At 59.1% G+C, this 21,051-nt stretch carries 15 protein-coding genes and 3 pseudogenes; 11 read left to right on the top strand and 7 right to left on the bottom strand.

Annotated features, from left to right (window positions below; translation table 11 throughout):
• Positions 1-12 precede the first annotated feature (12 nt).
• From metK to ACFOJ9_RS00540, 3 genes and pseudogenes are all read left to right on the top strand, one after another.
• Positions 13-1,188, top strand: coding sequence for a methionine adenosyltransferase (gene metK / locus ACFOJ9_RS00550; RefSeq protein WP_095085167.1), 1,176 nt, complete (start codon positions 13-15; stop codon positions 1,186-1,188).
• A gap of 104 nt (positions 1,189-1,292) precedes the next feature.
• On the top strand, positions 1,293-2,285 hold the full coding sequence (locus tag ACFOJ9_RS00545) for an adenosine kinase (protein WP_378976401.1): 993 nt from the start codon (positions 1,293-1,295) through the stop codon (positions 2,283-2,285).
• Between the two features lie 240 nt (positions 2,286-2,525).
• Positions 2,526-2,836, top strand: a pseudogene (locus ACFOJ9_RS00540) (MucR family transcriptional regulator); the annotation flags it as partial.
• Positions 2,837-2,902: 66 nt separating this feature from the next.
• Here ACFOJ9_RS00540 and ACFOJ9_RS00535 read toward each other — a convergent pair.
• Positions 2,903-3,949 carry a YopT-type cysteine protease domain-containing protein gene (locus ACFOJ9_RS00535; RefSeq protein ID WP_245331118.1) on the bottom strand — a complete coding sequence of 349 codons (1,047 nt, stop codon included), beginning with the start codon at positions 3,947-3,949 and terminating at the stop codon, positions 2,903-2,905.
• 139 nt (positions 3,950-4,088) lie between these two features.
• Between ACFOJ9_RS00535 and ACFOJ9_RS00530 the strand changes: the two are divergent.
• A pseudogene (locus ACFOJ9_RS00530) lies at positions 4,089-4,205 on the top strand (MucR family transcriptional regulator); the annotation flags it as partial.
• Positions 4,206-4,435: 230 nt separating this feature from the next.
• On the opposite strand, the gene ACFOJ9_RS00525 reads toward ACFOJ9_RS00530, so the two are convergent.
• Positions 4,436-5,296, bottom strand: coding sequence for a MurR/RpiR family transcriptional regulator (locus ACFOJ9_RS00525; protein WP_378924343.1), 861 nt, complete (start codon positions 5,294-5,296; stop codon positions 4,436-4,438).
• A 670-nt stretch (positions 5,297-5,966) separates the two neighbouring features.
• Here ACFOJ9_RS00525 and ACFOJ9_RS00520 point away from each other — a divergent pair.
• From ACFOJ9_RS00520 to ACFOJ9_RS00505, 4 genes are all read left to right on the top strand, one after another.
• The gene (locus tag ACFOJ9_RS00520) at positions 5,967-6,467 is read left to right on the top strand and encodes a hypothetical protein (RefSeq protein WP_378918460.1); all 501 of its coding nucleotides are present in this window, start codon (positions 5,967-5,969) and stop codon (positions 6,465-6,467) included.
• A gap of 200 nt (positions 6,468-6,667) precedes the next feature.
• Positions 6,668-6,991 (top strand): hypothetical protein, encoded by a 324-nt coding sequence (locus tag ACFOJ9_RS00515; RefSeq protein ID WP_206073717.1) that lies wholly within the window; start codon positions 6,668-6,670, stop codon positions 6,989-6,991.
• Positions 6,992-8,257: 1,266 nt separating this feature from the next.
• Positions 8,258-9,538 (top strand): M16 family metallopeptidase, encoded by a 1,281-nt coding sequence (locus tag ACFOJ9_RS00510; protein WP_378976399.1) that lies wholly within the window; start codon positions 8,258-8,260, stop codon positions 9,536-9,538.
• 4 nt (positions 9,539-9,542) lie between these two features.
• Positions 9,543-10,943 carry a M16 family metallopeptidase gene (locus ACFOJ9_RS00505; protein ID WP_378976397.1) on the top strand — a complete coding sequence of 467 codons (1,401 nt, stop codon included), beginning with the start codon at positions 9,543-9,545 and terminating at the stop codon, positions 10,941-10,943.
• An 879-nt stretch (positions 10,944-11,822) separates the two neighbouring features.
• Here ACFOJ9_RS00505 and ACFOJ9_RS00500 read toward each other — a convergent pair.
• Both ACFOJ9_RS00500 and ACFOJ9_RS00495 read right to left on the bottom strand, forming a co-directional pair.
• On the bottom strand, positions 11,823-13,091 hold the full coding sequence (locus ACFOJ9_RS00500) for a CaiB/BaiF CoA transferase family protein (protein ID WP_378976395.1): 1,269 nt from the start codon (positions 13,089-13,091) through the stop codon (positions 11,823-11,825).
• Positions 13,092-13,351: 260 nt separating this feature from the next.
• Positions 13,352-14,482: a CaiB/BaiF CoA transferase family protein gene (locus tag ACFOJ9_RS00495; RefSeq protein WP_378976393.1), complete on the bottom strand. Its 1,131-nt coding sequence runs from the start codon at positions 14,480-14,482 to the stop codon at positions 13,352-13,354.
• Between the two features lie 393 nt (positions 14,483-14,875).
• Here ACFOJ9_RS00495 and ACFOJ9_RS00490 point away from each other — a divergent pair, with 393 nt between their 5' ends.
• From ACFOJ9_RS00490 to ACFOJ9_RS00480, 3 genes are all read left to right on the top strand, one after another.
• On the top strand, positions 14,876-15,517 hold the full coding sequence (locus ACFOJ9_RS00490) for a DUF4143 domain-containing protein (RefSeq protein WP_378918467.1): 642 nt from the start codon (positions 14,876-14,878) through the stop codon (positions 15,515-15,517).
• A 569-nt stretch (positions 15,518-16,086) separates the two neighbouring features.
• On the top strand, positions 16,087-16,401 hold the full coding sequence (locus tag ACFOJ9_RS00485; protein ID WP_378918469.1) for a helix-turn-helix domain-containing protein: 315 nt from the start codon (positions 16,087-16,089) through the stop codon (positions 16,399-16,401).
• A gap of 1 nt (position 16,402) precedes the next feature.
• Entirely contained in the window at positions 16,403-17,674 is a 1,272-nt protein-coding gene (locus ACFOJ9_RS00480; protein WP_378918471.1) for a type II toxin-antitoxin system HipA family toxin, read from the top strand.
• Positions 17,675-18,331: 657 nt separating this feature from the next.
• Here the strand turns inward: ACFOJ9_RS00480 and tnpC are convergent.
• From tnpC to ACFOJ9_RS00465, 3 genes and pseudogenes are all read right to left on the bottom strand, one after another.
• A pseudogene (gene tnpC, locus ACFOJ9_RS00475) lies at positions 18,332-19,968 on the bottom strand (IS66 family transposase).
• A 75-nt stretch (positions 19,969-20,043) separates the two neighbouring features.
• A complete protein-coding gene (gene tnpB, locus ACFOJ9_RS00470) occupies positions 20,044-20,388 on the bottom strand; it encodes an IS66 family insertion sequence element accessory protein TnpB (RefSeq protein WP_378976391.1) in 345 nt (114 codons plus the stop codon).
• The gene (locus ACFOJ9_RS00465) at positions 20,385-20,768 is read right to left on the bottom strand and encodes a transposase (protein ID WP_378976389.1); all 384 of its coding nucleotides are present in this window, start codon (positions 20,766-20,768) and stop codon (positions 20,385-20,387) included. The genes tnpB and ACFOJ9_RS00465 overlap by 4 nt, the downstream gene beginning before the upstream one ends.
• Between the last annotated feature and the right edge of the window lie 283 nt (positions 20,769-21,051).

The raw sequence follows: 21,051 nt of genomic DNA, 5'->3' as shown, positions 1-21,051 counted from the left end.
CGAGGGCATTCCATGACCAGGCAATTCGTGTTCACTTCCGAATCCGTCGGCGCGGGACATCCAGATAAGATGGCCGACAACATCTCGGATTCCATCCTCGATGCAATCCTGCGTAACGACCCCAAGGCGCGCGTGGCCTGTGAAGCATTGGTCAAGACCGGAATGGTCGTTCTGGCTGGCGAGATCACCAGCAGTGCGCAGATCGATTACAGCCAAGTTGCCCGCGATACGATACTCGATATTGGATACGACGACGATGCCATCGGCTTTGATGGTCGGCGTTGCGCCGTCGTTCTGGCTCTCACCGAGCAGTCGCCCGACATTAGCCAGGGCGTTGACAAGGGTCGAGGACAGGATCTCGAGCAGGGGGCGGGGGATCAGGGCCTCATGTTCGGGTACGCATGCAACGAGACCGATACATTGATGCCTTTGCCGATCCAACTCGCTCACCATTTGACGAAAAGGCAGGCAGAGGTCCGGAAAACGGGACAGCTTAGCTGGTTGCGTCCGGACGTAAAATCTCAAGTGTCCGTGCGCTATGAAGGTTTGCGCCCGGTGGCGCTGGATACCATAGTCCTGTCGACGCAGCATGACGAGGTGGTCTCACAAGAAACAGTAAGAGAAGGCGTCATTGAGGAGATCATAAAGCCGGTTTTGCCGCCCCACCTGGATACGACGGGGCTCAGGTTCCTGGTCAATCCAACGGGCCGGTTCGTGATTGGTGGGCCGCGCGGCGACTGCGGGCTCACCGGACGCAAGATCATCGTCGATTCCTACGGCGGGATGGGGCGCCACGGCGGCGGCGCCTTTTCGGGCAAGGACCCATCCAAGGTTGACCGGTCAGCTGCCTATGCTGCGCGGTACGTTGCGAAGAATATCGTAGCTAGCGGACTTGCGCAGGTGTGTGAGGTGCAGCTTGCCTACGCCATCGGCGTGGCCGCGCCGGTGTCTATTCACGTCAACACCTTCGGGACCGCAAGGATCGATGAAAAGCGGATCGAGCGCCTTATTCCCGAGTTATTCGATCTGCAACCGAAAGGCATTATCAAGATGCTTGATCTCCTACGCCCGATATACCGCAAGACCGCGACGTACGGGCACTTCGGCCGTGAAGAGCCCGAGTTCACCTGGGAGAGGACGGACAGAGCCGACGACTTGCTGCGTGAGGCAGGACCTGCAGCAGCTTGAGGGCCGACGCTGGATCAAGCGCATGCGGCACCCATTCCAACTCGCTAGACCCGCGCCCGACCGGCATGGCAAGAAGCCGGCTGGGTTTTTTGGCGGAGACATTGATGCCGGATTATGACGTGCTCTGCATCGGCAATGCCATTGTCGACATCATCGCCCAGTGCGACGAGGAATTCCTCGAGACCAACGGCATCATCAAGGGCGCGATGAACCTCATCGACACCCAGCGCGCCGAACTGCTCTACAGCCGCATGGGCCCGGCCATCGAAGCGTCCGGCGGCAGCGCCGGCAACACGGCGGCCGGCGTCGCCAGCTTCGGTGGCCGCGTCGCCTTCTTCGGCAAGGTTTCGAACGATGCGCTGGGCCAAATCTACGAGCACGACATCCATGCGCAGGGCGTCGCCTTCGACACCAAGCCGCTCAAGGGCGAGCCGCCGACGGCGCGCTCGATGATCTTCGTCACCCCCGACGGCGAGCGCTCGATGAACACCTATCTCGGCGCCGCCATCGAACTCGGGCCGGAGGATGTCGAGGCCGACAAGGCTTCCGGCGCCAAGGTCACCTATTTCGAGGGTTATCTGTGGGACCCGCCGCGGGCCAAGGAAGCGATCCGGCAGACGGCGAAGCTGGCGCACGCGGCAGGCCGCGAGGTTTCGATGACACTCTCGGATTCGTTCTGCGTCGACCGCTACCGCGACGAGTTCCTCGACCTGATGCGCTCGGGCACCGTCGACATCGTCTTTGCCAACAGCCACGAGATCAAGTCGCTCTACCAGACATCGTCGTTCGACGAGGCGCTGGCGCAGATTCGCAAGGATTGCCGGATCGCCGCCGTGACCCGCTCGGAAAAAGGCTCGGTCATCGTGCGCGGCGACGAGACCGTGCTCATCCAGGCGACCGCGATCAAGGAACTGGTCGACACGACAGGCGCCGGCGACCTCTATGCCGCCGGTTTCCTGCACGGCTACACACAAGGCCGCGACCTCAAGGCCTGCGGCGATCTCGGCTCGCTGGCGGCCGGGTTGGTGATCCAGCAGATCGGTCCGCGACCGCGGCAGAATTTGCGCCGGCAGGCCGAGCAGGCGAGCTTGCTTTAGGTGGACATTTCAAGGAGGAGCTGCCTGCTTCGTCCTTGAGCAGGCTCGCCCGCCGTGAATGAAATGCCCAAACGCAAGTGACTACTCCTCAAGTGTTTAGCAGGCTAAAGCTTCTCTCCCAACGCGACTATCGATGCCATGACGACAGATAGCAGCTTCTTCAGTTCCACATCCCTCCGAGACGCACGATCCCCTGACACCATCTTCCGTCATAGCTCTTTAAGCCGCCCGGAGAGTTTCATGACAGAACAAGCCGACAAAAACATCGACAACCTCATCGAGCTCACCGCCGATGTCGTCTCAGCGTATGTCTCCAACCAATCCGGTCCCGGTGGGGGATCTCCCTGCCCTGATCGGCTAAGTGCACGCAGCCCTGAGGGGCACGGCCGCAAGCCTCTCGGCAGAAGAGCCGGTTACCCTCAAGCCTGCTGTGCGGATCAGGAAGTCGGTGACACCGGACTACATTTTCTCCCTTGAGGAACGGGAAGAAATTCAAATCGCTAAAGCGCCATCTGTCGACCCATTACAGGCTGACGCCGGATGAACATCGCGGCGATCGGGCCGTGTTCCGCACAGTGACGAAGGTGATATCCAGCCGTCGAAAAGTTCGGCCCGACTCAGTACATCCTTTGTGTGGTGACTGTCGACAAATGCTGCCCGTTTGGGTTCCTGTAACGATTGGTGAGGCTTTGGAACAATGAAGCCATCTCGCGTGATCCAACAGTAAATTCTCCATAATTAGGATCGAAGAGCGTGGTCATTCCATTCGACGCCGTGGTCGCAATTGTGTGTGCACCACCTTGGGCGAAATACAGGCTCAGCAAATGGGTCGATCCGTCTTCGGTGATTTTGTCAAGCATGCGCGAGAAGCTCGAAGGCTCGCCGAATTTGTGTTTCTTCTCTTTTCCGGATGGTGCCAATCCCGCCTCCTGCAACACGGTGTTTTGTGCCTGAAGGTCGGCCTGAGAAGATCCTGCACCCTCGCTTCGCAATACATCCTTGAGGTCCTGATACTGCTGCTGCCGCACAGCCGCTGAGGCATGCCTTTCCGATCCAGGTATTAGCGCATTCATTCGGGCTGACGCGCTGTTGTTGCGATTGAGTAGCCACTCCGCAGTCAGCCCAACGCAGATGCCGTTTTCATTCGCCTGGCTCAATTCGGCCGTCCTGTATTCGAACACGGAGGTGCTCGGCCTCGCCGGAGAAGATGTACTGGCGCTCGTGGTGGAGGAGTTTGAACTGTGAAAAGTTGCATCCGATGTGTGTGGCTTGCTGGCGCAGAGCCCCATTTTGTTGGGCAACGCCTCAGGTGGCAGCGTCCTCCACGGCGCGAGATTTTGCTTGGTATCCGTTGCTGGCGATGTGGGATTCACCAAAGACGGTGGGACTTTGGGATAGCCGTCACGGTCACGTAGCTCCTTAGCATATTTGACCCGCTGATCGCTATCGAGCATAGAAATCGTTTGACCAAAGGGCTTAAGCCCCCCAGAGGGATTATGGCGCTCCATAGTGAGGGGATTTACGGCACCGGCTTGCGGAGCCTTGTTTAGGTGCAGTTCAAAGTCCCCTTGCCCAGCTTGGAACGCTTGCTCCTGGTGCGTCATGGCGTAGGACGCTGCGAAATTTGGATCCAAGGGAAGATCGAGATTGCGAAATGGGTCCATGTTGCCCTCCGAACGGGGTTGGGTTGACTAGCCTTGGCGCTCTGATGTTATCCGGCTTAGCTTTCGAGAAGCTGACGAGCACTCTTAAGGTTTCACATGAGCATTGCCAGGCGCAGTGTTCTTCCGAGGAGACTGCCGTGCGCCAAATTACGCCGCGGCATGCTCGGCATTGGCCAAGACGGTGGGGGTCGGCCGCAAACCGAAACAGCCGGAAATGCCTGAGCCGGCGCCGGCGAAGCGGACCCTCGCGGCTTAATTTCATTGTCTGGACTTTTTTCGAAGCGCGCAGCTGCCACCGGCATGATCTGCGCAGAATATGAAAGGCGGGATTAGCCGCGCTATTTGCGCGGCGTTTGCCGAGGCGTCTACCCTTTTGCGGCTGGATTAGGAGCTTGGAAGGCGTTGTCGGACGAACCATCTGGACGACCTCCGGAAAATCACTGTTGCCGGCAGCCTGGCTGGCGCCATGCCCGTTCGATCCAGATGCTATCGGCGAGGCTTCCAATAAATGCCGAAAGCGGCAAGCCGCTCTTCCGATTGTTTTACCCGCTCTGCGGCATCCGTTTCGGACCGCCCGGCCGTCAGTGCCGCCAGAAGCTCGACGGCGGCGAACGCCGGCGCCATGCTTCGGAAGAACGACTGCGAATTCGACGTAACGATGATGGTTTCCCGCGCGATCCGGGCCAGCGGTGACACGCTGCTGTCGGTGATTGCCACCACGCCGACCCCCTGCCGAGCCGACTGGCGCGCCACGTCGACCGTCGTACGTTCATAAGGCGACATGCCTACAGCCAGAAGCACGTCGCCACGTCCGGCGTGCTGAAGGACATCCAGACCCTGTCGGCCCATCTCGCTGACAAGCGTCACCTTGCGGTCACCGCCAACCACAAACGACATCATGTGAACGAAGTGGCTCGCGACCGGATGAGCGGAGCGCGAGCCGAGGCCGAACAGATTGCGTGATCTTGCAAGCAGGTCGGCGGCGGCGATGAACTGCATGGCATTGCCGTATTCACCGAGGCTTGAAATCTGGGCCGCGAGCGTGTCGGCAATGACCCCGACAGTCGAACATCCCAGAGCGCCATCGTTTTCGACGCCCTGTCGCGCCGGCTGACCGGCGATTGTCTCACGCAGCGCCCGCGCGTAAAGGCTGCGCATATCCTCGTAGCCGTCAAGGCCAAGCCATCGCGCCAGCCGCATCATGGTGATATGCGAAACGCCGGCCTGGTTCGCCTGCTCGCGCATCGACATCAGCGCGACATCCTTAGGATGGTCGAGCACGAAACGCGCAGCGACCCGCAGCTGCGGCGGCATATTCTCGAACTGTTCGACCAACAGCTCGGCCAAAGGACCCTTTTCCAATCTGAAATACCTCATTCGCCCAATTGCATATCTCTAGAAACAATTGGAACTTGTAGTGCCCTTAAGTATCGCAGCGTTCCGGCACTTTGCCGACGCAGGGGTCGATTCCGCTAATGCGCACGGTAATACCTTGCTGACAGCCGCGCACCGAACTCGAGAGCACGATCCCGGCTGCGAACGCAATCTGCGGCGTTGCCGCTACGCCGGCCTCGCCATGACCGGAATGTCGCCCGTCCACATATCGCCCTAGCACGGCTGGCGCGAGATTTGGATCGAATGGATCGAGCTTGCGAACTCGTGATTACCCCTTCAAATAGCGGTAGGTTGGTTAGCTAGCGGTAGGTTGGCTAGCCTTTCGCGTTCGCATGCTATTCGGCTCAGCTTTCGAGAAGCTGACGAGTCCTCTTGAGGAATTCCAAAAGCAAATTGCCTCGCCATATGTCTTCAACAGCGCGTTGCGGCACGTTTTGGCGCTCTATAACTGGACCATCCGAATGCAGCTGGTCGACATGCGCAACTCCTGCAGTCCAATCCGCGCGCGGAAGATGGGTGCGCCGCCGCCGGGATTACTCCACGGAGCAGATCCGGCAAATTGCGGCCCACATCTTCTATCCCGTGTTTGAGGCGCCGCCTGAAATAGATCACCTAGAGGCGCTTGCAAGCCGAACATGGCTCCAGTCAAGAGGCAGGTGTTAACCGCCAACGACCAGATGCAGGAGCTCTGCAATTTCATGGGCATCCGGTTTCTGACCATGCCCGCCCCAGCGATCTGGCCAAGGCGGAATTCGGCCATTTCGATCTGGAGAAGCTTGTCTGGCCCAAGCACAACGTCAAAGGCATCAAGCTGCCCGTTCGCTCTACGAGTACACCTACCGTGCGGTGCCGATCCATCTCAGGGTTGCTGGGATGGTGCAGGCCCAACGTCTGCGCTGGCCTAAAATCAAAATCCTGTTCCCGCGTCCCCGACCACCAGCTCTACGACCTCAAGCGGATCGCGATCTCTCTGATGTTGACGGGCCAGGGAGTATCGCATGAGGCCATATCGCACTACGTCGACCACAAGGGGGATCTCGAAACGACGATGATCTACGATCTTGGCTTGATCGACCCCTTGCTTCCGGCCACCGAAAGGCTCGGCGCCCTTTTCGGCATTTAGGCTCTGATCACAGTAGGAAGCTCGAACAGCATTCTTACCTCGGGCCGCCGTCTCCTGATCGGAGAGGCAGCACGAGAGCGCTGAGGGCTTGGATTGCGACCAAATCAACTTTGATCTGGATCACAATCGAACGATCCGTCAGATTCGGGTCAGGCTCGTACACTACGAGTGCGATGATTGCACACTAGGAGTACGTTGATATGGGCTACCAGAAGAAATCAGAAAAGCGAGTTGGCCGCTCACATTTGCAGTTGGCCACCATCGACGGCGCATTCCTGCCTACTCTACAATTGTCCCTCTACCAGCGGGAGGGTCCTACGCCGACGAAGAAGTCCTTTTTCCAACAATTGCTCCTGGATTTTGCTTTCGCTTGCGAACTATATTATCCGGTTCAGCAATATGAACGTTTCGCAATGGAGGAGGAAGATAGCCGCGATGCACAGCCTCAATTCGAATCAATCCACGCACCCAATTCCCGCACGTCCCGCCTCACCCCGAAGATTCAGGAACCTCGGAATCCGTGAGCTATGATGATGCCTTCCACAATGCCAATGCTCGCCAGTCCCGCAGCCAGTACCTTTGCACAGAGGATTTGACGGTTTCGGCGGGTTGTAACCTGGGTAGGCTGTCGGGTTCGACGAGAGGTTTGACCTGCTGCCAGTTCAATACCGCGCGAGGCCAGGGTGGATCAATCGAGCGCGCTCGAGGGTGAGCCACCATCTGATGGACAGAGGGCGCGGTGACGCGGCAGAAGAGCTGCGTGTCGCGTTCGGCCGGCGAGCGACCGTTGAGCGCTGTAGGTCCAGATGAACGCGAGATACTGGCCTTGCTTTCGGTTAAGCAGGGTAGCGGCTGTCTGCCAAGGAATTGATTCATTTTCTGATTCTTCCAGAACCTCCGCAATTGAGAAGGAGGCCATTCCGATGAATGCACTCTATCGCGTCGATCTCGACCAACCCGGACCTGTCGACCCACACGCCCGCGCCTTATCAGGCTCTGCCGCCATTGGAGGCGGGAAGCATCCTGCGACGGCTGGAATACAATTACACGCCCACGCATGCCAGCAGGCTTAACAGGTCGAGATCGAGATCGGCGTCCTGCGCAGTCAATGCCCCGACCGCCGTATCGAAAGTTGTGACAGCCCATTGCCAATCGTCGCCGCTAGGGAAAACCAGCGAAATAACAGCGGCGCCGGCGTCAATTGGATATTCTAAAGCGAACAGGCCCGCCTCAAAATGGCCAAAGCCTATCCAATGGCCACCGGCAAAGTGTCATAATCCCTGTGCAGAGCCACGAGTGGCCGCACGCTCAATGCCCTTCCGCGCCAGCAAAGTATCGTCCCAAACCGCAAGCGCTCGCATCCAGCGCCGTCCGATATCCGACAATGTGGGATACGCGACATTCGCGTATCCATTGCTCAGAAACGGTTCTCATTTGGCACGGGACGTGCGTGCAACCAAACCGCGTGCCCGCCAAGGAGAAGCTGTCGCATGGTCACATCACCGAAAAAATCCGCCGCCGGTCTCCCGGCTCGGGAGAAGGACGCACGAGTAAGCCCTTGCAACATGGATCCGATTGCTCACCCGAGTGGGCGCTGCCCGCTGCTCCACCTTCTCCCACAAGGAAAGACGGACACCGAGCACCTTCAACATGAGGAACAAATCACCTTACCTGGAACCTTGCCGATCATCTCACCGCCACAATCGGAGCCGTGGACCAAAGTTCCGTTTCACCGGCTGCGCAGGGCATTTATTGCGACCGCGTTGATTCTCGCGACGACCGCTCCGGTTTTGGCTGCCAACGACGACGGCAGGGTGACGTTCCTGCTCTACAACGGAATGGAGGTGGTCGTCATCCCCGATCATCATGCGCCGATCGTCACTCATATGGTGTGGTACAAGATCGGCAGCGCCGACGAGTCGCCCGGCAAGTCCGGCATCGCGCATTTCTTCGAGCATCTGATGTTCAAGGCTACGGCCAATCACGCCGCTGGCGAGTTGACCCGCGCCGTAGCCGAGATCGGCGGATCAATTAACGCCTTCACCAATCGCGATTTTACCGCCTTCTTCGAGACAGTAACACCGTCGGCATTGGAGCAGATGATGGGCTTCGAGGCCGACCGTATGCGCAACCTCATCCTCACCGACGACGTCGTCAAGATCGAGCGCGACGTGGTCCTGGAGGAACGCCGTTGGCGCATCGAGACCAATCCGGGGGCTATACTTGACGAGGCGGTCGATGCCACACTTTGGCAGAACCAGCCCTACCGCATCCCGGTCATCGGCTGGATGCATGAGATTGCGCAGCTTAACCGAACCGACGCCGTCGCCTTCTACAACAAATATTATAGCCCCAACAACGCCGTGCTGGTGGTAGCCGGCGACGTCGAGCCGGAAACGGTGAAGGTGCTGGCCGAGAAGACCTATGGCAAGGTCCCGCGTGGACCGGAGCTGCTGCCGCGAGTCCGGCCGGTCGAGCCTCAGCAGAACACGAAGCGCACAGTGACGCTGACCGACGCGCGCGTTTCGGTGCCTCGCTTCTCAACACATTGGGTGGTTCCGTCCTATCGCACGGCCGAGCCCGGCGAGGCTGAGGCGCTCGATCTGCTGGCCGAGATCCTCGGCGGCGGCAGCCGCAGCCGGCTCTATCAAGCGCTTGTGGTGAAAGAGGGCGTCGCCAACGGGGCCAGCGCCCGATTCCAGGGGGCCTCGCTTGATGCCACGAAGTTCGCGATCTCCGTCTCGCCGCGCGGCGATGCAAAGCTCGCCGATCTGGAAGCCGCGGCGGGTGCCGAAGTCGCCCGGATCGCCAAGGATGGCGTTGGCAATGACGAGTTGGACATGGCTAAAGACCGCTTAAACCGCTCGGAGATCTTCGCCCAGGATCAGCAGTCCTACATCGCCAACATATATGGATCCACGCTTGCCACCGGCGGCACTCTGAAAGATGTCGAGGAATGGCCGGACCGCATCCGCAAGGTCACCGCCGATCAGGTCAAAGCCGTTGCAGCCCGCTATCTCGTGCCTGGCCATTCGACCACCGGCTATCTCGTTCCCAAGACGGAGAATTGATGTGATGACGAACCACCAACACCGCGGCACCTTTGCATCTGCCTCCCCTGCTCTCCTTGTGGGAGATGGGAGGACCGCACGCCACGCCACCCTGCTGGCCATCCTGCTCCTCGCCGTCGTCTTCCTCATCCTGCCAGGGCTCACCGCCCAAGCGGCTGCGATGAACCTCCAGGTGGTGAAATCTCAAAAAGGCATCAACGCCTGGCTGGTAGAGGACCATACGGCACCCATCATCACCATCGGCTTTGTCTTCGATGGCGGCACCGCGCAGGACCCGGTGGGCAAGCTAGGGCTTGCCAATCTAATGGCCGGCCTCTTCGACGAAGGCTCGGGCGAACTCGACAGCAATGCCTTCCAACTGAAGCTCGATGGCGCCGGCGCCGAGATGGGCTTCAACGCATGGCGCGACGGCATCTATGGCTCGATGCGCATGCTTTCCGAACGGAAGGATGCGGCCTTCGACCTGCTCAGGATCGCGATCAACAGGCCCCGCTTCGATCAGGAGCCGGTCGACCGCGTCCGCGCCCAGATTCTTTCCAGCATCATCGCCAAGGAGCGCGAACCTCATGCGATCGCTGAGCTTGTATGGCGCCGCAGAATCTACGGCACGCATCCTTATTCGAGGCCGAGTAAGGGCACCAAGGAAAGCCTCGCCGGTATAACGCCGGCGGATCTAAGCGCCTTCCACACGGCCATGTTCGCCCGTGACGGGCTACACGTTGCGGTCGTCGGCGACATTGATGCCAAGGCCCTGAGTGAAAAGCTCGACCAATTGTTCGCCAATTTGCCTCAGAAGCAGGCGCTCGCCCCGGTCCCCGACATCGCCCCGAAGCTCGGCCAGTGGACGTTGGTCGCATACGACCTGCCGCAGACTTCGCTTCAGCTGGCTTTTCCCGGCATCGGACCCAACGACCCGGAATTCTATGCTGCGCAGCTGATAAACGATATACTCGGAGGCTTGCCATTTACCTCACGTCTGTTCCAGGAGGTGCGCGAAAAGCGCGGCCTTGCCTACGATATCGGGTCCAACCTGGAAGGCTACCAGCATTCCGACGCGCTTGTCGTGACCACGTCGACGCGCGCCGACAGGGCCGCCGAGACGCTAGGCGCAATACGTCAAGTTATCAAGGAGTTGGCGGAAAAAGGGCCGACAGAGACCGAGCTCGAGGCGAGCAAGAAATATTCCATCGGCGCCTATGCTATCAATAATCTGGATTCCTCCAGCTCGATTGCAGCCACGCTCATCGGTTTGCAGCTCGACAAGCACGGCATCGACTACATCCAGCGCCGTCCCGCGCTAATCGAGCAAGTGAATCTCGACCAGGTCAAGGCGACGGCGAAGAAGCTGCTTTCGGCCGAGCCCGCCATCATGGGCGTTGGCCCGCGGCTGGACATCAAAGGATAAAGCCTGGATTCCAATTTCGCCGTCCTTCTCCCGCTGAGAGGCTTTCGGCAGAAGCGCAGTCCGGCCCCGTGGCTAACGGGATCTCATAAGATCGGCGAAAGGCAATTTCGCGGACCAAATGAGCCCTTACCAGCCAAGTCGCCAGATTGCGGCAAGCTCCTGCCCATACGAGCCTCTCTTCGCGCGGACTGGCCAATGAAAGTCGGCGCGGGGTCGCCAGCATCCACCGTCTGCCGCTGGCGAAAACATGTCGCATTGCTCAATTTTTTCAGCGACGAAACCCGAGCCGTCGACTAGCGACTTCAAACGTACTTCCTTCCCACTCGGGGACGGTAGTCTACCCGCTGTTTCGTCAAGGCCCTATTCGGACCTGGAAGTCGCGGAATACACACTGCCCATAATCGCTGCGTTAGGAAGGTGACCGGTATTGCCCCTGTGCCTTGCCATGATCCGCCACCTGAAATCGCCCGACCTGTTTGGCGCGATCGACCGTGTGCCTGCGCTTGGTATCCTCTTCCGACCAACGCTCATGTCGTCTGAGCAGAGCGCTGGGGTGCCCCCTGCGACCCGCCCTTTGGACGAGCAAAGGGACGCAAGATCGCACCCGAGCACGCGAGTAAAAGAAGCGCCCAAGGACCTCTTGGCCGCGGATCTTAATAATGTCGTGGTTCGTGTCTTAGCGGAAACGGCGGATCGCGATCGCAGGAATTGGAGCATGATGCCGCGACGTTCGACAGCGCGAACACATTTGTATCGGCGTAGCAGGCTTCGGCAGTGGTATGCCGACGGGCAATCCTGTGGCTTTCGTGATGGCGTCTTCGCTGGCATTCAAGATCAGCAGCGACGCAAATGTCCTATATTGCGTCTCGGTTCGAGTCGCTATGTCCGATTCTCCGGGCTGCCGGGCACACGAACTGCGCCGCTAGCAATCATCGCATCGATGCGGTCTTGATTGATCCCCGTCTCGCGCAGAACCTCCACTGAATGCTCGCCGAGATCGGGGGCAGGACGATTGAAAACGAGTGCAGAGCCTGAAAGCTTCAGCGGCTCCAGCGCGACGCGATAGCGGCCGCCGTAGCTGTGTTCGACGTCGCGGACCAGTTCGCTGGCCACATCAGGATCGGCCAGCGCCTGATCGATACTGCGTACAGGGGCCAGCAGGATACCCGTGGGTGCAAGGCGCGTAAGCGCATCATAGCTGGTCAGCTGACGCAGACGACCTGACAGGATACCGGCGATCTGGTCCCGGTTTGTCCAAGGGCCCTTCCCCGCCAGCAGCGGTATGATCTGCTTGCTGAGGCCCAACGCGGCGGCAAGATCGGGGAGGGATGCGGAGTAAGCCACCAGAGCAATCGCCCCGTCCAAGGTGGAATAGATGCCGTAAGGCGCTGGCTGGTGACTGTGGCTAATGCCATTTCGCCCTCGACTTGCCGGCTCCTGTGCGTTCAGCGCATAGCAAGACTCCGACGCCAGCAAGTGAAGCGCGCACGACATCATATCCACACGCACCCACTGACCAAGCCCTGTCTGATCGCGCTGGCGCAATGCCGCCTGAACGCCGATGACTGCTTGTGATGCTGTGTAGGTATCAACAACGTAGGCACCGGCAGGAACGGGCGGACCATCGGCTGCCCCACCCAGGCTGGCGATGCCCGACAGGGCTTGGATAATCAGATCCAGCGCCGGCTTGTTTCGGCTTGGGCCTGCAGGACCATAAGCAGCTATCGAGCAATAGATTATTCCAGGGTGCTCCGCGAGAACGGCGGAACTGCCTATACCCATCCGCTCCAAGACTCCGGGTCGGAAATTTTCCAGAATGACATCCGCCTGGGAGATCATCTCGCGAATGACCGCTTGTGCCTCAGGCGTTTTCAGATCAATGGACAGTGAACGCTGGTTGCGATTCATGCCCAAGAAATAGGGGCTGGGTGCGTCTGGGTCCGCCGTCGGCTCCTTGATCCATTTACGCTGATAATCGCCGGCCGGCGCCTCGATCTTGACGACTTCCGCCCCAAGCGAACCAAGATACTGCGCTGCGATTGGTCCTGCCGCGTAGTGCGTGAATGCCAAGACGCGAATACCCTTCAGTGGGGGCACGTGATCCTCCTCCTGCGGGCGGGCTTTCGTTCCTATAGAAGTATTTTGCATTTGAGTGCCTCCATTGGTCCCGGTTTCTTTGCCGATTCATAGCTGCGGTTGTTCGTCGAGATGTGCTCCCAGAACCCACCCACTCGCGCTCGTCCCCTGCTCACACGGCAAACGCGGCGCACGCGTCAAGCGCCGGCGCGGCGCCCCCATGATCGCCGCGATATGGACGACCGTGAATCAAATGCCTGTGGCCGAACTATCAGGAATTGCTCAAGTTGCGGGCACTCCCAGGGATAGTGAGAGAAGTGTCCCGCGACTGATCAATTCGGGTGGTCGCGTCCGGTCCTGCTGGATTCGCAGCGGGACAAAATTTCCTGAGTGTGCTCGCCGAGCTTTGGCGCGGGAAGCCGAATTCCGGTTTTGTAGCAGTCGAATTGTAGCGGTTGGTTCAGGTGCCATTCGTCGCCGTCCTCCGAGCTAAGCCGGACAAATAGGTCTCGTGTGCACAATTGCGGATCTCTCGCGACTTCATTCAGGTGAAGCACATCCCCCCAAGGAATCTCGATCGTATTAAAAAGATCTGCCCACGCCTTTCGCGTTTCCTTGGCGATCGCGGTAGCAAGTTGAGCGCGATAGTCAGAAGCGTATTGTAGGCGGTCCTGACGGCTTGCCGAGGCCAGTTGCGCCAGACCAGTCGCCCGGCACAAAGCCTGCCAGTAGTGATCTTCATGCACGATGCTGAGCGTAATGAGCTTGTTATCTGCGCAAGCGAACGTCCCATTGGCGGGTTCGTCCGTGTACACCTCTGCCATTGGTCTTCCGTTTAGGCTCGCGTAGAGATACGGCGTCATCCATGACACCAGACTATCGGTCATAGCCAGATCGATGTAGCAGCCGAGTCCGGTTCGCTCCCGCGCCAGTAGAGCCGAAACCACACCCAGTGCTGCCAGGGTGCCCGAGGCGAGATCGGCAAGGGGCAATTGAAACTGTGCTTGCGGGTGACCGGTTCGACCCTGCTGAATTAGAACCCCGGCCAACCCTTGGCAGGTGAGGTCGTGGGCTGGGCGCCTGCGGTAAGGGCCATTCTGACCGAAGCCAGTCAATGAGAGATATATCAAACGGCGATTTACAGAACTGAGTTCCTCGTAACTCAATCCGAGTTTTTTCATTACGTCCGGCCTATAGCCTTCGATAATAACGCCTGCAGTTTTACTCAACTCGAGTAAGGATTCCTGACCGGCTGCTGACTTAAGATCAAGGACGACACTTCGCTTGTTGCGGCTCAACGAGGAAAAAAGGCTTTTGTGCTTTCGGGCCGGATCACCTCCGTCGGGCCTTTCGATCAGAATGACATCTGCGCCTAGATCTGCAAGCAGCAAGGTAGCATACGGACCAGGATACTGTTCCGCCAGGCTGAGTATTTTCACTCCTTCGAGTGGTGATTCGGACACGAGAACCTCCACACAATCTTTTCCAAGTGTTGAGCGCGGCGCTTGTGGCGCCCCGTAAATTATGATGAGGGGAGCTTACCCAATTCAATGTTGCAATAGTGATAAGAGTTCGCGAATCATCGTAACTCACGGCCATTCCCGTATCGACGGTTGATGGGGCTTAATCGACCGCGGCCGCCGCGTTGGACGAAAAGCCGGCCGCTTCTTGCTCTTGGGATCGGCATGGATCGATCTCCTGAAGCAGTCGGGCGAAAGCCTCGCCGGCCGCATCGCCTATCTCGAGATGCGCCCGATCGACGGTCTGGAAGTCAGCGCCGCCGCTCTTGGGCCGCTATGGGTGCGCGGCGGCTTTCCAGACAGCTTTCTGGCCACTAACGACCGCACCAGTCAACGATGGCGGCAGGATTTCCTCCGCACCTATCTGGAGCGCGACATCCCCCTCCTCGGTCCGCGCATTCCGGCCGAGACGCTGCGCCGCTTCTGGACAATGCTGGCCACCACCAGGCCGGCCTACTCTACGCAGCCGAGTTCGCCCGCGCGCTCGGCGTCGACGGTAAGACCGTCGCGTCCTATCTTGATCTGCTCGTCGATCTCCTGCTGGTGCGCCGGTTGGAGCCGTGGCACGCCAATGTCGGCAAGCGTCTGGTCAAATCCCCCCGCGTTTATGTCCGCGACAGCGGCATCACCCATACGCTGCTCGGTCTCGCAACTCAGGAAGACGTGCGCGGACATCCAGTGGCCGGCGCCTCCTGGGAAGAGTTTGTAATCGAAGGCCTCACTGCCGCCGGCACCCTAAGCAACTTCTACCGAACAGCTGCGGGTGCGGAGATTGACTTGCTACTAACGCCGCCGGGCCAGCGCCTCTGGGGCATCGAAATCAAGGCGCAGCCTGACGCCAAGGGTGGAAAAAGGGCCTGCGAGGACCTTATTCCGGAGCAGCGCTTCGTTGTCTTTCCGGGATCGGAGCATTTTCCGCTCCAGCATGGCGTCGAAGCAGTGCCCTTGCAGGATCTGGGCCGGGCCGTACTTGACTAAGCATGATGCAGAAAAGTTCTGGCATTTCGGTCAGGGCGAAGCTCAAGCTCCCTCCACCCCACGATTGCGGCGGCTAGCCTTATTTGTGATCGGCCTCATCGGCCTTACGTTCGGCTTCACCAGCCTAACGGGGGATCCTCGCCTCAAGGCGGTCCATCGATGACACGAAAGAGAGGTGGATCGCACTTAATAACGTTTGAGGAGAGTGATTTCCAAAGCACGGTCCCAGGCCTTCGGGAATAATCAAACTTTTTTGTGGTGACGGGCGTATGCTTTCGATCGGTATAATATTTCTTTGGGCAGTTTTGAGTGTCTGTCACTTAGTGATTTACATTATTTCGGAATTAGGTAGCAAGTGCCACCAACCATCACCTCAACATTACTGGGTTCGTCTTCCAATCCGTGATGCTCAGGACGGGATCAACATGGCTTACAAGCCGCGTTGATGAATGCATGAGGCTGCGTCAGAATCTTTTCACATTCGTGGAGGTAGGTAGCCACCCCTTGAATTCGGCTTTGAAAAGAACATATATGTTCTTATACGACGGAGTATGAGGAACCTTACGTTTATGTCAAAGAGCTCCACATCGCTTGAAATCCTCACCGATGCAACGGTGGTTGCGCTGGAAACACTTGGCTCTCATCTGCGCATCGCCCGCGAGCGTAGAGGAGACAGCCTGAAGACCATGGCCGCGAGGATGGGCACTTCGATCCCTACGCTGCGCAGGATGGAGGCGGGCGATGCAAAGGTGTCAATAGGTGTTTATGCCGCGGCGCTTTGGATTTTTGGGAAGTCCGAAAAGCTTGCTGAGGTTCTCAAGCCTAGCGAGGACGAGTACGCCACGATGCTCGATGTGAACCGGGCGAGCCGAAAGAGAGGATAGTATGAACGACTTCCGAGAAAACTTTCTTGCGGTCTGGTATCTCGAAAATCCGATCGGGCCGCGCCTCGTCGGCCGGGTGAAGCTCGAGGCGGGCAATCGGAGATGCCTTCTTGAACTGGATGAGGAGTGGAAGCGTTCGGGATTCCCTCTCTCTCCGGATCTCACCCATGACAAGAAGGTGCATGCTCCCTTGAGGGACATGGTGACTCCTGGCGCAATCGAAGACGCTATGCCGGATCGCTGGGGGGAGCGTATGATCAGGGTCGTCTCTCGCCCCTCGCGCATGAGCCCACTCGACAAGCTCTGGTATGCGGGCGACCGCCGTTTCGGTGCGCTTGGGATGTCTTCCAGCTTCGATGAATATCGTCCCGTCGACGAACAGCCGCTCATGAGTGTGGATTCCCTTCAGGAAGCGGAGGCGCTGATTGCACGCGTCCTCGAGCGTGAACCTCTCAGCGAGCGAGAAAGACAGCTCATCGCCAGCGCCGGCAGCATGGGCGGCGCCCACCCCAAGATGCTGATCGAAGCTGATGGAGAAGAGTGGATCGCCAAGTTTCCTCGCGGCAGCAACGTGGATCAACTCCTTGTCGAGCATGCCTGCATGGAACTGGCGCGCAGAGCCGGATTACACGTCGCATCGTCACAGGTTATCCCCGGCGGTATCGATCATATTCTGACGGTCCGTCGTTTTGACCGTGTTGGAGGTCTCCGCGTCCACGCTGTTTCAGCACGCACGATGCTGGCCTCGGAGGCCGACGACAGCTATGCCACCATCGCGGCGATCATCCGGCGCCATGGAGTCGCCGACTGCATCCAATCGATGCAACGAGAACTATTCCGCAGAATGGCGTTCAACATCATGATAGACAACACTGACGATCACACGAAGAACCACGCCTTTCTCCATACCGAGGACGGATGGCTGCTGTCGCCGGCTTTCGACATTCCGACGCAAATGAACGGTCTCGGACAACAGGCGATCCAGATCTCTCCGAACCCCAGGTTTCTGAACGACTTCAGTATCACACACGCCATGGCGGCGGCGCCTCACTTCGGCATGTCAAAAGAGGATGCTCAGCACGAATGGAACCAAGTGGCCGGATGGATCGGAAGATGGCAGGACATTTTTTCAGAATTCGGCGTCGCCGGGGTCGACATCGACTACCTTGGAGACATCTTGGATTCGCCGGCGATGCTCGAGCATCGTCGAGAGGCCATAGAACCGTCTAATATCGGTTCACCTGATGCGCCGAACGACAGATGTCGCCCCTAGACTGGCACGTTTCGCGGGGGCTGAACTTGGTGCCAGTTGCTACCTAATTCTGCATTATTTCGTAATAATTTCTGGTATTATCCAGATTGTGTTTCTGATCAGATCACGTTTTTCATCAAAACCAGAAGAGTAGGCGCTCCCAAAATGGCGGCGTGACCCTCGCCTGGGTCTCTTCTTGATAAGGGATGAGCCGCTGATAGGCGCGCAAGGCCTTGCTCTTCCACTCCGCCGTCTTGTCCTCGCCGGCATCGAGGTCACCCGCGGGACGTGATCTCGGTGGTGAGTGGTCTCCTTTCCGGCGCTCTAACGCCGGATGATTCCAGGTTTGACATCCCCGGAGACTACGCCGACTCCCAATTCCAACCACTTCCAGACAGTACCATCGGATGCCCGGCAGGAGACTGAGCTCACTGCCGGGCCGGGTACGCCTTGGGAGGTGGCGTAAGTCAGCGGTTTTCGTGGCCGTGGGACGACTTCCTCAGCCCGAACGCGGTTTGCCTGTAGCCGTGCATGTACTGTGCCAAAGCAAAAAGGCGTTCAAATACATCCGATAGATCAGAGCCTGCTGCGTTGCGTATCCGACATTGTCAGGTATCGGACGACACTGAACGTGTCTGAACGTTTGAATGGCGGATGAACCAGCTTCTCCGTAAGCGGTTAGCTGACGGCGTCTGGTTTGAAGTTCCAGGGCATGAGCATTTCGATTTTGGCTGCGGGCCAGCGCTGAGCGATGCGGGTCAAGGTCTGGGAGAGCCAGGCGAGTGGGTCGACGCCATTCATTTTACAGGTTTGCAGAAGTGTCGCGACGGTGGCCCAGGTGCGTCCACCGCCCTCGCTTCCAGCGAAGAGACTATTTTTTCTCGTAATTGTCTGGGGCCTGATTGCACGCTCGACGATATTGGAGTCGATCTCGATACGACCGTCCATCAGAAAGCGTTCCAGCGCCTCCCGCCGGGTGAGCGCGTAGCGGATCGCCTCGGCAGTCTTGGATTTTCCGGAGACCTTGTGCAGTTCTTTTTCCCACAGGTCGAAGAGGCTCGCGACAATGGCCGCGGACTTTTCCTGACGCAGCGCGGCGCGGCTCCCAGCATCCTTGCCGCGAACCTCGTCCTCGACCTTCCACAATTCGGTCATGGCGGTGATCGTTGCCGTCGCGGCCGGTGAGATCCCGCTGATGTGCAGATCGTAAAACTTGCGCCGCAGATGCGCCCAGCACCCTGCGAGCCGGATTGTTTCATTGCCGCCGGCTTTGGCCCGTGCCTTGACCAGGTTAGTATAGGCCGAGTAGCCATCCACTTGCAGGATGCCCCCGAATCCAGCGAGGTGACGCGCCACGCAATCGGCGCCCCTGCTATCTTCAAAGCGATAAGCAACCATCGGTGGGCTGGTCCCGCCGAACGGTCGATCATCACGCGCGTAGGCCCACAACCAGGCTTTCGTGGTTTTCCCGGACCCAGGGGCAAGGGTGGGCAAGGTCGTCTCGTCGGCGAAGACCCTTTCGCCCTCCTTCACACGCTCCAGGATATAATCGGCGAGCATCTGCAATTCAAAGCCCAGATGTCCCATCCACTGCGCCATCAGCGACCGGCTGATCTCGACACCGTCGCGCAGATAGATCGCCTCCTGCCGGTAAAGCGGGAGGCCATCGGCGTATTTCGAGACAGCGATATAGGCGAGCAACCGCTCCGTCGGCAGGCCGCTTTCAACGATGTGCGCCGGCGCCAGAGCCTGGACCACGCCGTCACGGCCCCGGAAAGCGTATTTGGGACGGCGCGTCACGATGACTCGGAACTTCGGCGGCACGACGTCCAGCCGCTCGGATCGATCCTCGCCGATCATAACCTTTTCCAACCCCTCGCAGTCGGCCGGGATTTCCGGCTCGATAACTCGATGCGTTCGAGGTGGGCGGCAAAACCCTTGCGCGGGCGCGGGGCACGCTTCGGCTTTTCCCCGGCCGCGTGAGCAAGTTCGCTCCGGATCGCCGAAAGGCCGGTCTCGACCTCCTCGAAGACAAAGGAGGCCTGCTCGTCGTCGATGGCCAGGCGTAGCCGCTCGGAACGCGTGCCATGTTGCGTGCGCTGCAAAACTTTCAGGATCGACGTGAGGTTGGCAATACGCTCGTTGGCGCTTTTCTCGACGGCTTTCAGCCGGGTGACCTCCGTCTCAGATGCTGCGATCCGAGCTTCGGCGACTGCGATCCGGGCCTCGCTCGCAGCCTGCTCGCGAGCCATGGAAAGGATCATCGCCTTCAGCGCATCAACGTCGTCGGGAAGGGCAAGATCCGGTAGAACCATGGCAAGCAGCAGAGCACAAAAACAGCCGCTTTCCCAACCGTTACAGCCCCATGATTCATCTTGCCGCAGCCGGTTTCAGCCCGTCGATAACGGCCGCCTGACCCTGGCCGGACGGATCTTTTTCCAGTCTAGCCCGGCCAGAAGCGCCATCAACTGGGCGTGGTCGAGACGCATGCGCGCGGCCGATATCGCAGACCAGCAGAAGCTGTGCTCTTCCAACGTTTTCGAATAAAGGCAAACCCCGCTGCCGTCCCACCACACGATGCGAACCCGGTCCGCACGCTTCGAACGGAATACGTGAAGCGCCCCCGAGAACGGGTCCAGGCCGCCGTCCCTGACCAGCGCCATCAAAGATGCCGCGCCCTTGCGGAAGTCGACCGGCTGGCACGACACGTAAACAACCACACCGGAAGCGATCATGCCTTGCGAACCGCGCGGATGATCCTCGCCAGGCGATCGGGATCAACATCGCCGCCGGCGCGCACCACTGCATCGCCAATGACGATTTCCACCGTGTCGCTGCCCACCGCTTCAAAGCGCGTGAACTTCGCCGGCTTGCTCGCTGCCTCCGTCAGTGGCGCAACCATGCCCGAAAGCGCCTTGCGGCGCCACGCATAGAGCTGCGAGGGATCCAGCCCCTCGGAACGCGCAACCGCCGACACACTGCCCCCTGGCGAGAACGCTTCGGCGACAAGCCGTGCCTTCTCTTCGTCCGACCGATGGCGCGGCTTGCGTCGGGACGGCACAGGCTCCGCCGTCAAAATCTCGAATGTTCGATGATGGCTCATACTGTCGCTCACAGGATTCTCCGCATGATTCATGCTGAAAATGAGCGATCAACCGCCTGCACGCTACGTGGGGATGCCTACGCGCTTACGCTTCTCCGGGGAAATCTGTCCATAATTCCGGAGACGGCGCTGAGCAAGCGGTACCTGCTGCAGGCCCGGCACGCCATTATCGATCGATTGCGACGGCTCTCTCCTGCCCATTGACCCACAGGAAGGCGGCCATCCGCCGCGATCGCGGCCACGACCACCGATGGCTTCCTGCCGGCGGTGTTGAGGCGATGATTGCGACCGCAGA

Origin of the sequence: Mesorhizobium cantuariense (genome assembly GCF_042647205.1) — a bacterium.
In the GTDB taxonomy this organism is placed as follows: domain Bacteria; phylum Pseudomonadota; class Alphaproteobacteria; order Rhizobiales; family Rhizobiaceae; genus Mesorhizobium; species Mesorhizobium cantuariense.
This window is presented reverse-complemented; position numbering and strand designations above follow the sequence as displayed.

Bases quoted from the DNA above. Each gene is read 5' to 3' on its own strand.
- ACFOJ9_RS00500 (WP_378976395.1), bottom strand. From the start codon at position 13,091: ATGCAAAATACTTCTATAGGAACGAAAGCCCGCCCGCAGGAGGAGGAT.
- tnpB (WP_378976391.1), bottom strand. From the start codon at position 20,388: ATGATCGCTTCCGGTGTGGTTGTTTACGTGTCGTGCCAGCCGGTCGAC.
- metK (WP_095085167.1), top strand. From the start codon at position 13: ATGACCAGGCAATTCGTGTTCACTTCCGAATCCGTCGGCGCGGGACAT.
- ACFOJ9_RS00485 (WP_378918469.1), top strand. From the start codon at position 16,087: ATGTCAAAGAGCTCCACATCGCTTGAAATCCTCACCGATGCAACGGTG.
- ACFOJ9_RS00515 (WP_206073717.1), top strand. From the start codon at position 6,668: ATGGGCTACCAGAAGAAATCAGAAAAGCGAGTTGGCCGCTCACATTTG.
- ACFOJ9_RS00545 (WP_378976401.1), top strand. From the start codon at position 1,293: ATGCCGGATTATGACGTGCTCTGCATCGGCAATGCCATTGTCGACATC.
- ACFOJ9_RS00490 (WP_378918467.1), top strand. From the start codon at position 14,876: ATGGCGGCAGGATTTCCTCCGCACCTATCTGGAGCGCGACATCCCCCT.
- ACFOJ9_RS00535 (WP_245331118.1), bottom strand. From the start codon at position 3,949: ATGGACCCATTTCGCAATCTCGATCTTCCCTTGGATCCAAATTTCGCA.
- ACFOJ9_RS00480 (WP_378918471.1), top strand. From the start codon at position 16,403: ATGAACGACTTCCGAGAAAACTTTCTTGCGGTCTGGTATCTCGAAAAT.
- ACFOJ9_RS00505 (WP_378976397.1), top strand. From the start codon at position 9,543: ATGACGAACCACCAACACCGCGGCACCTTTGCATCTGCCTCCCCTGCT.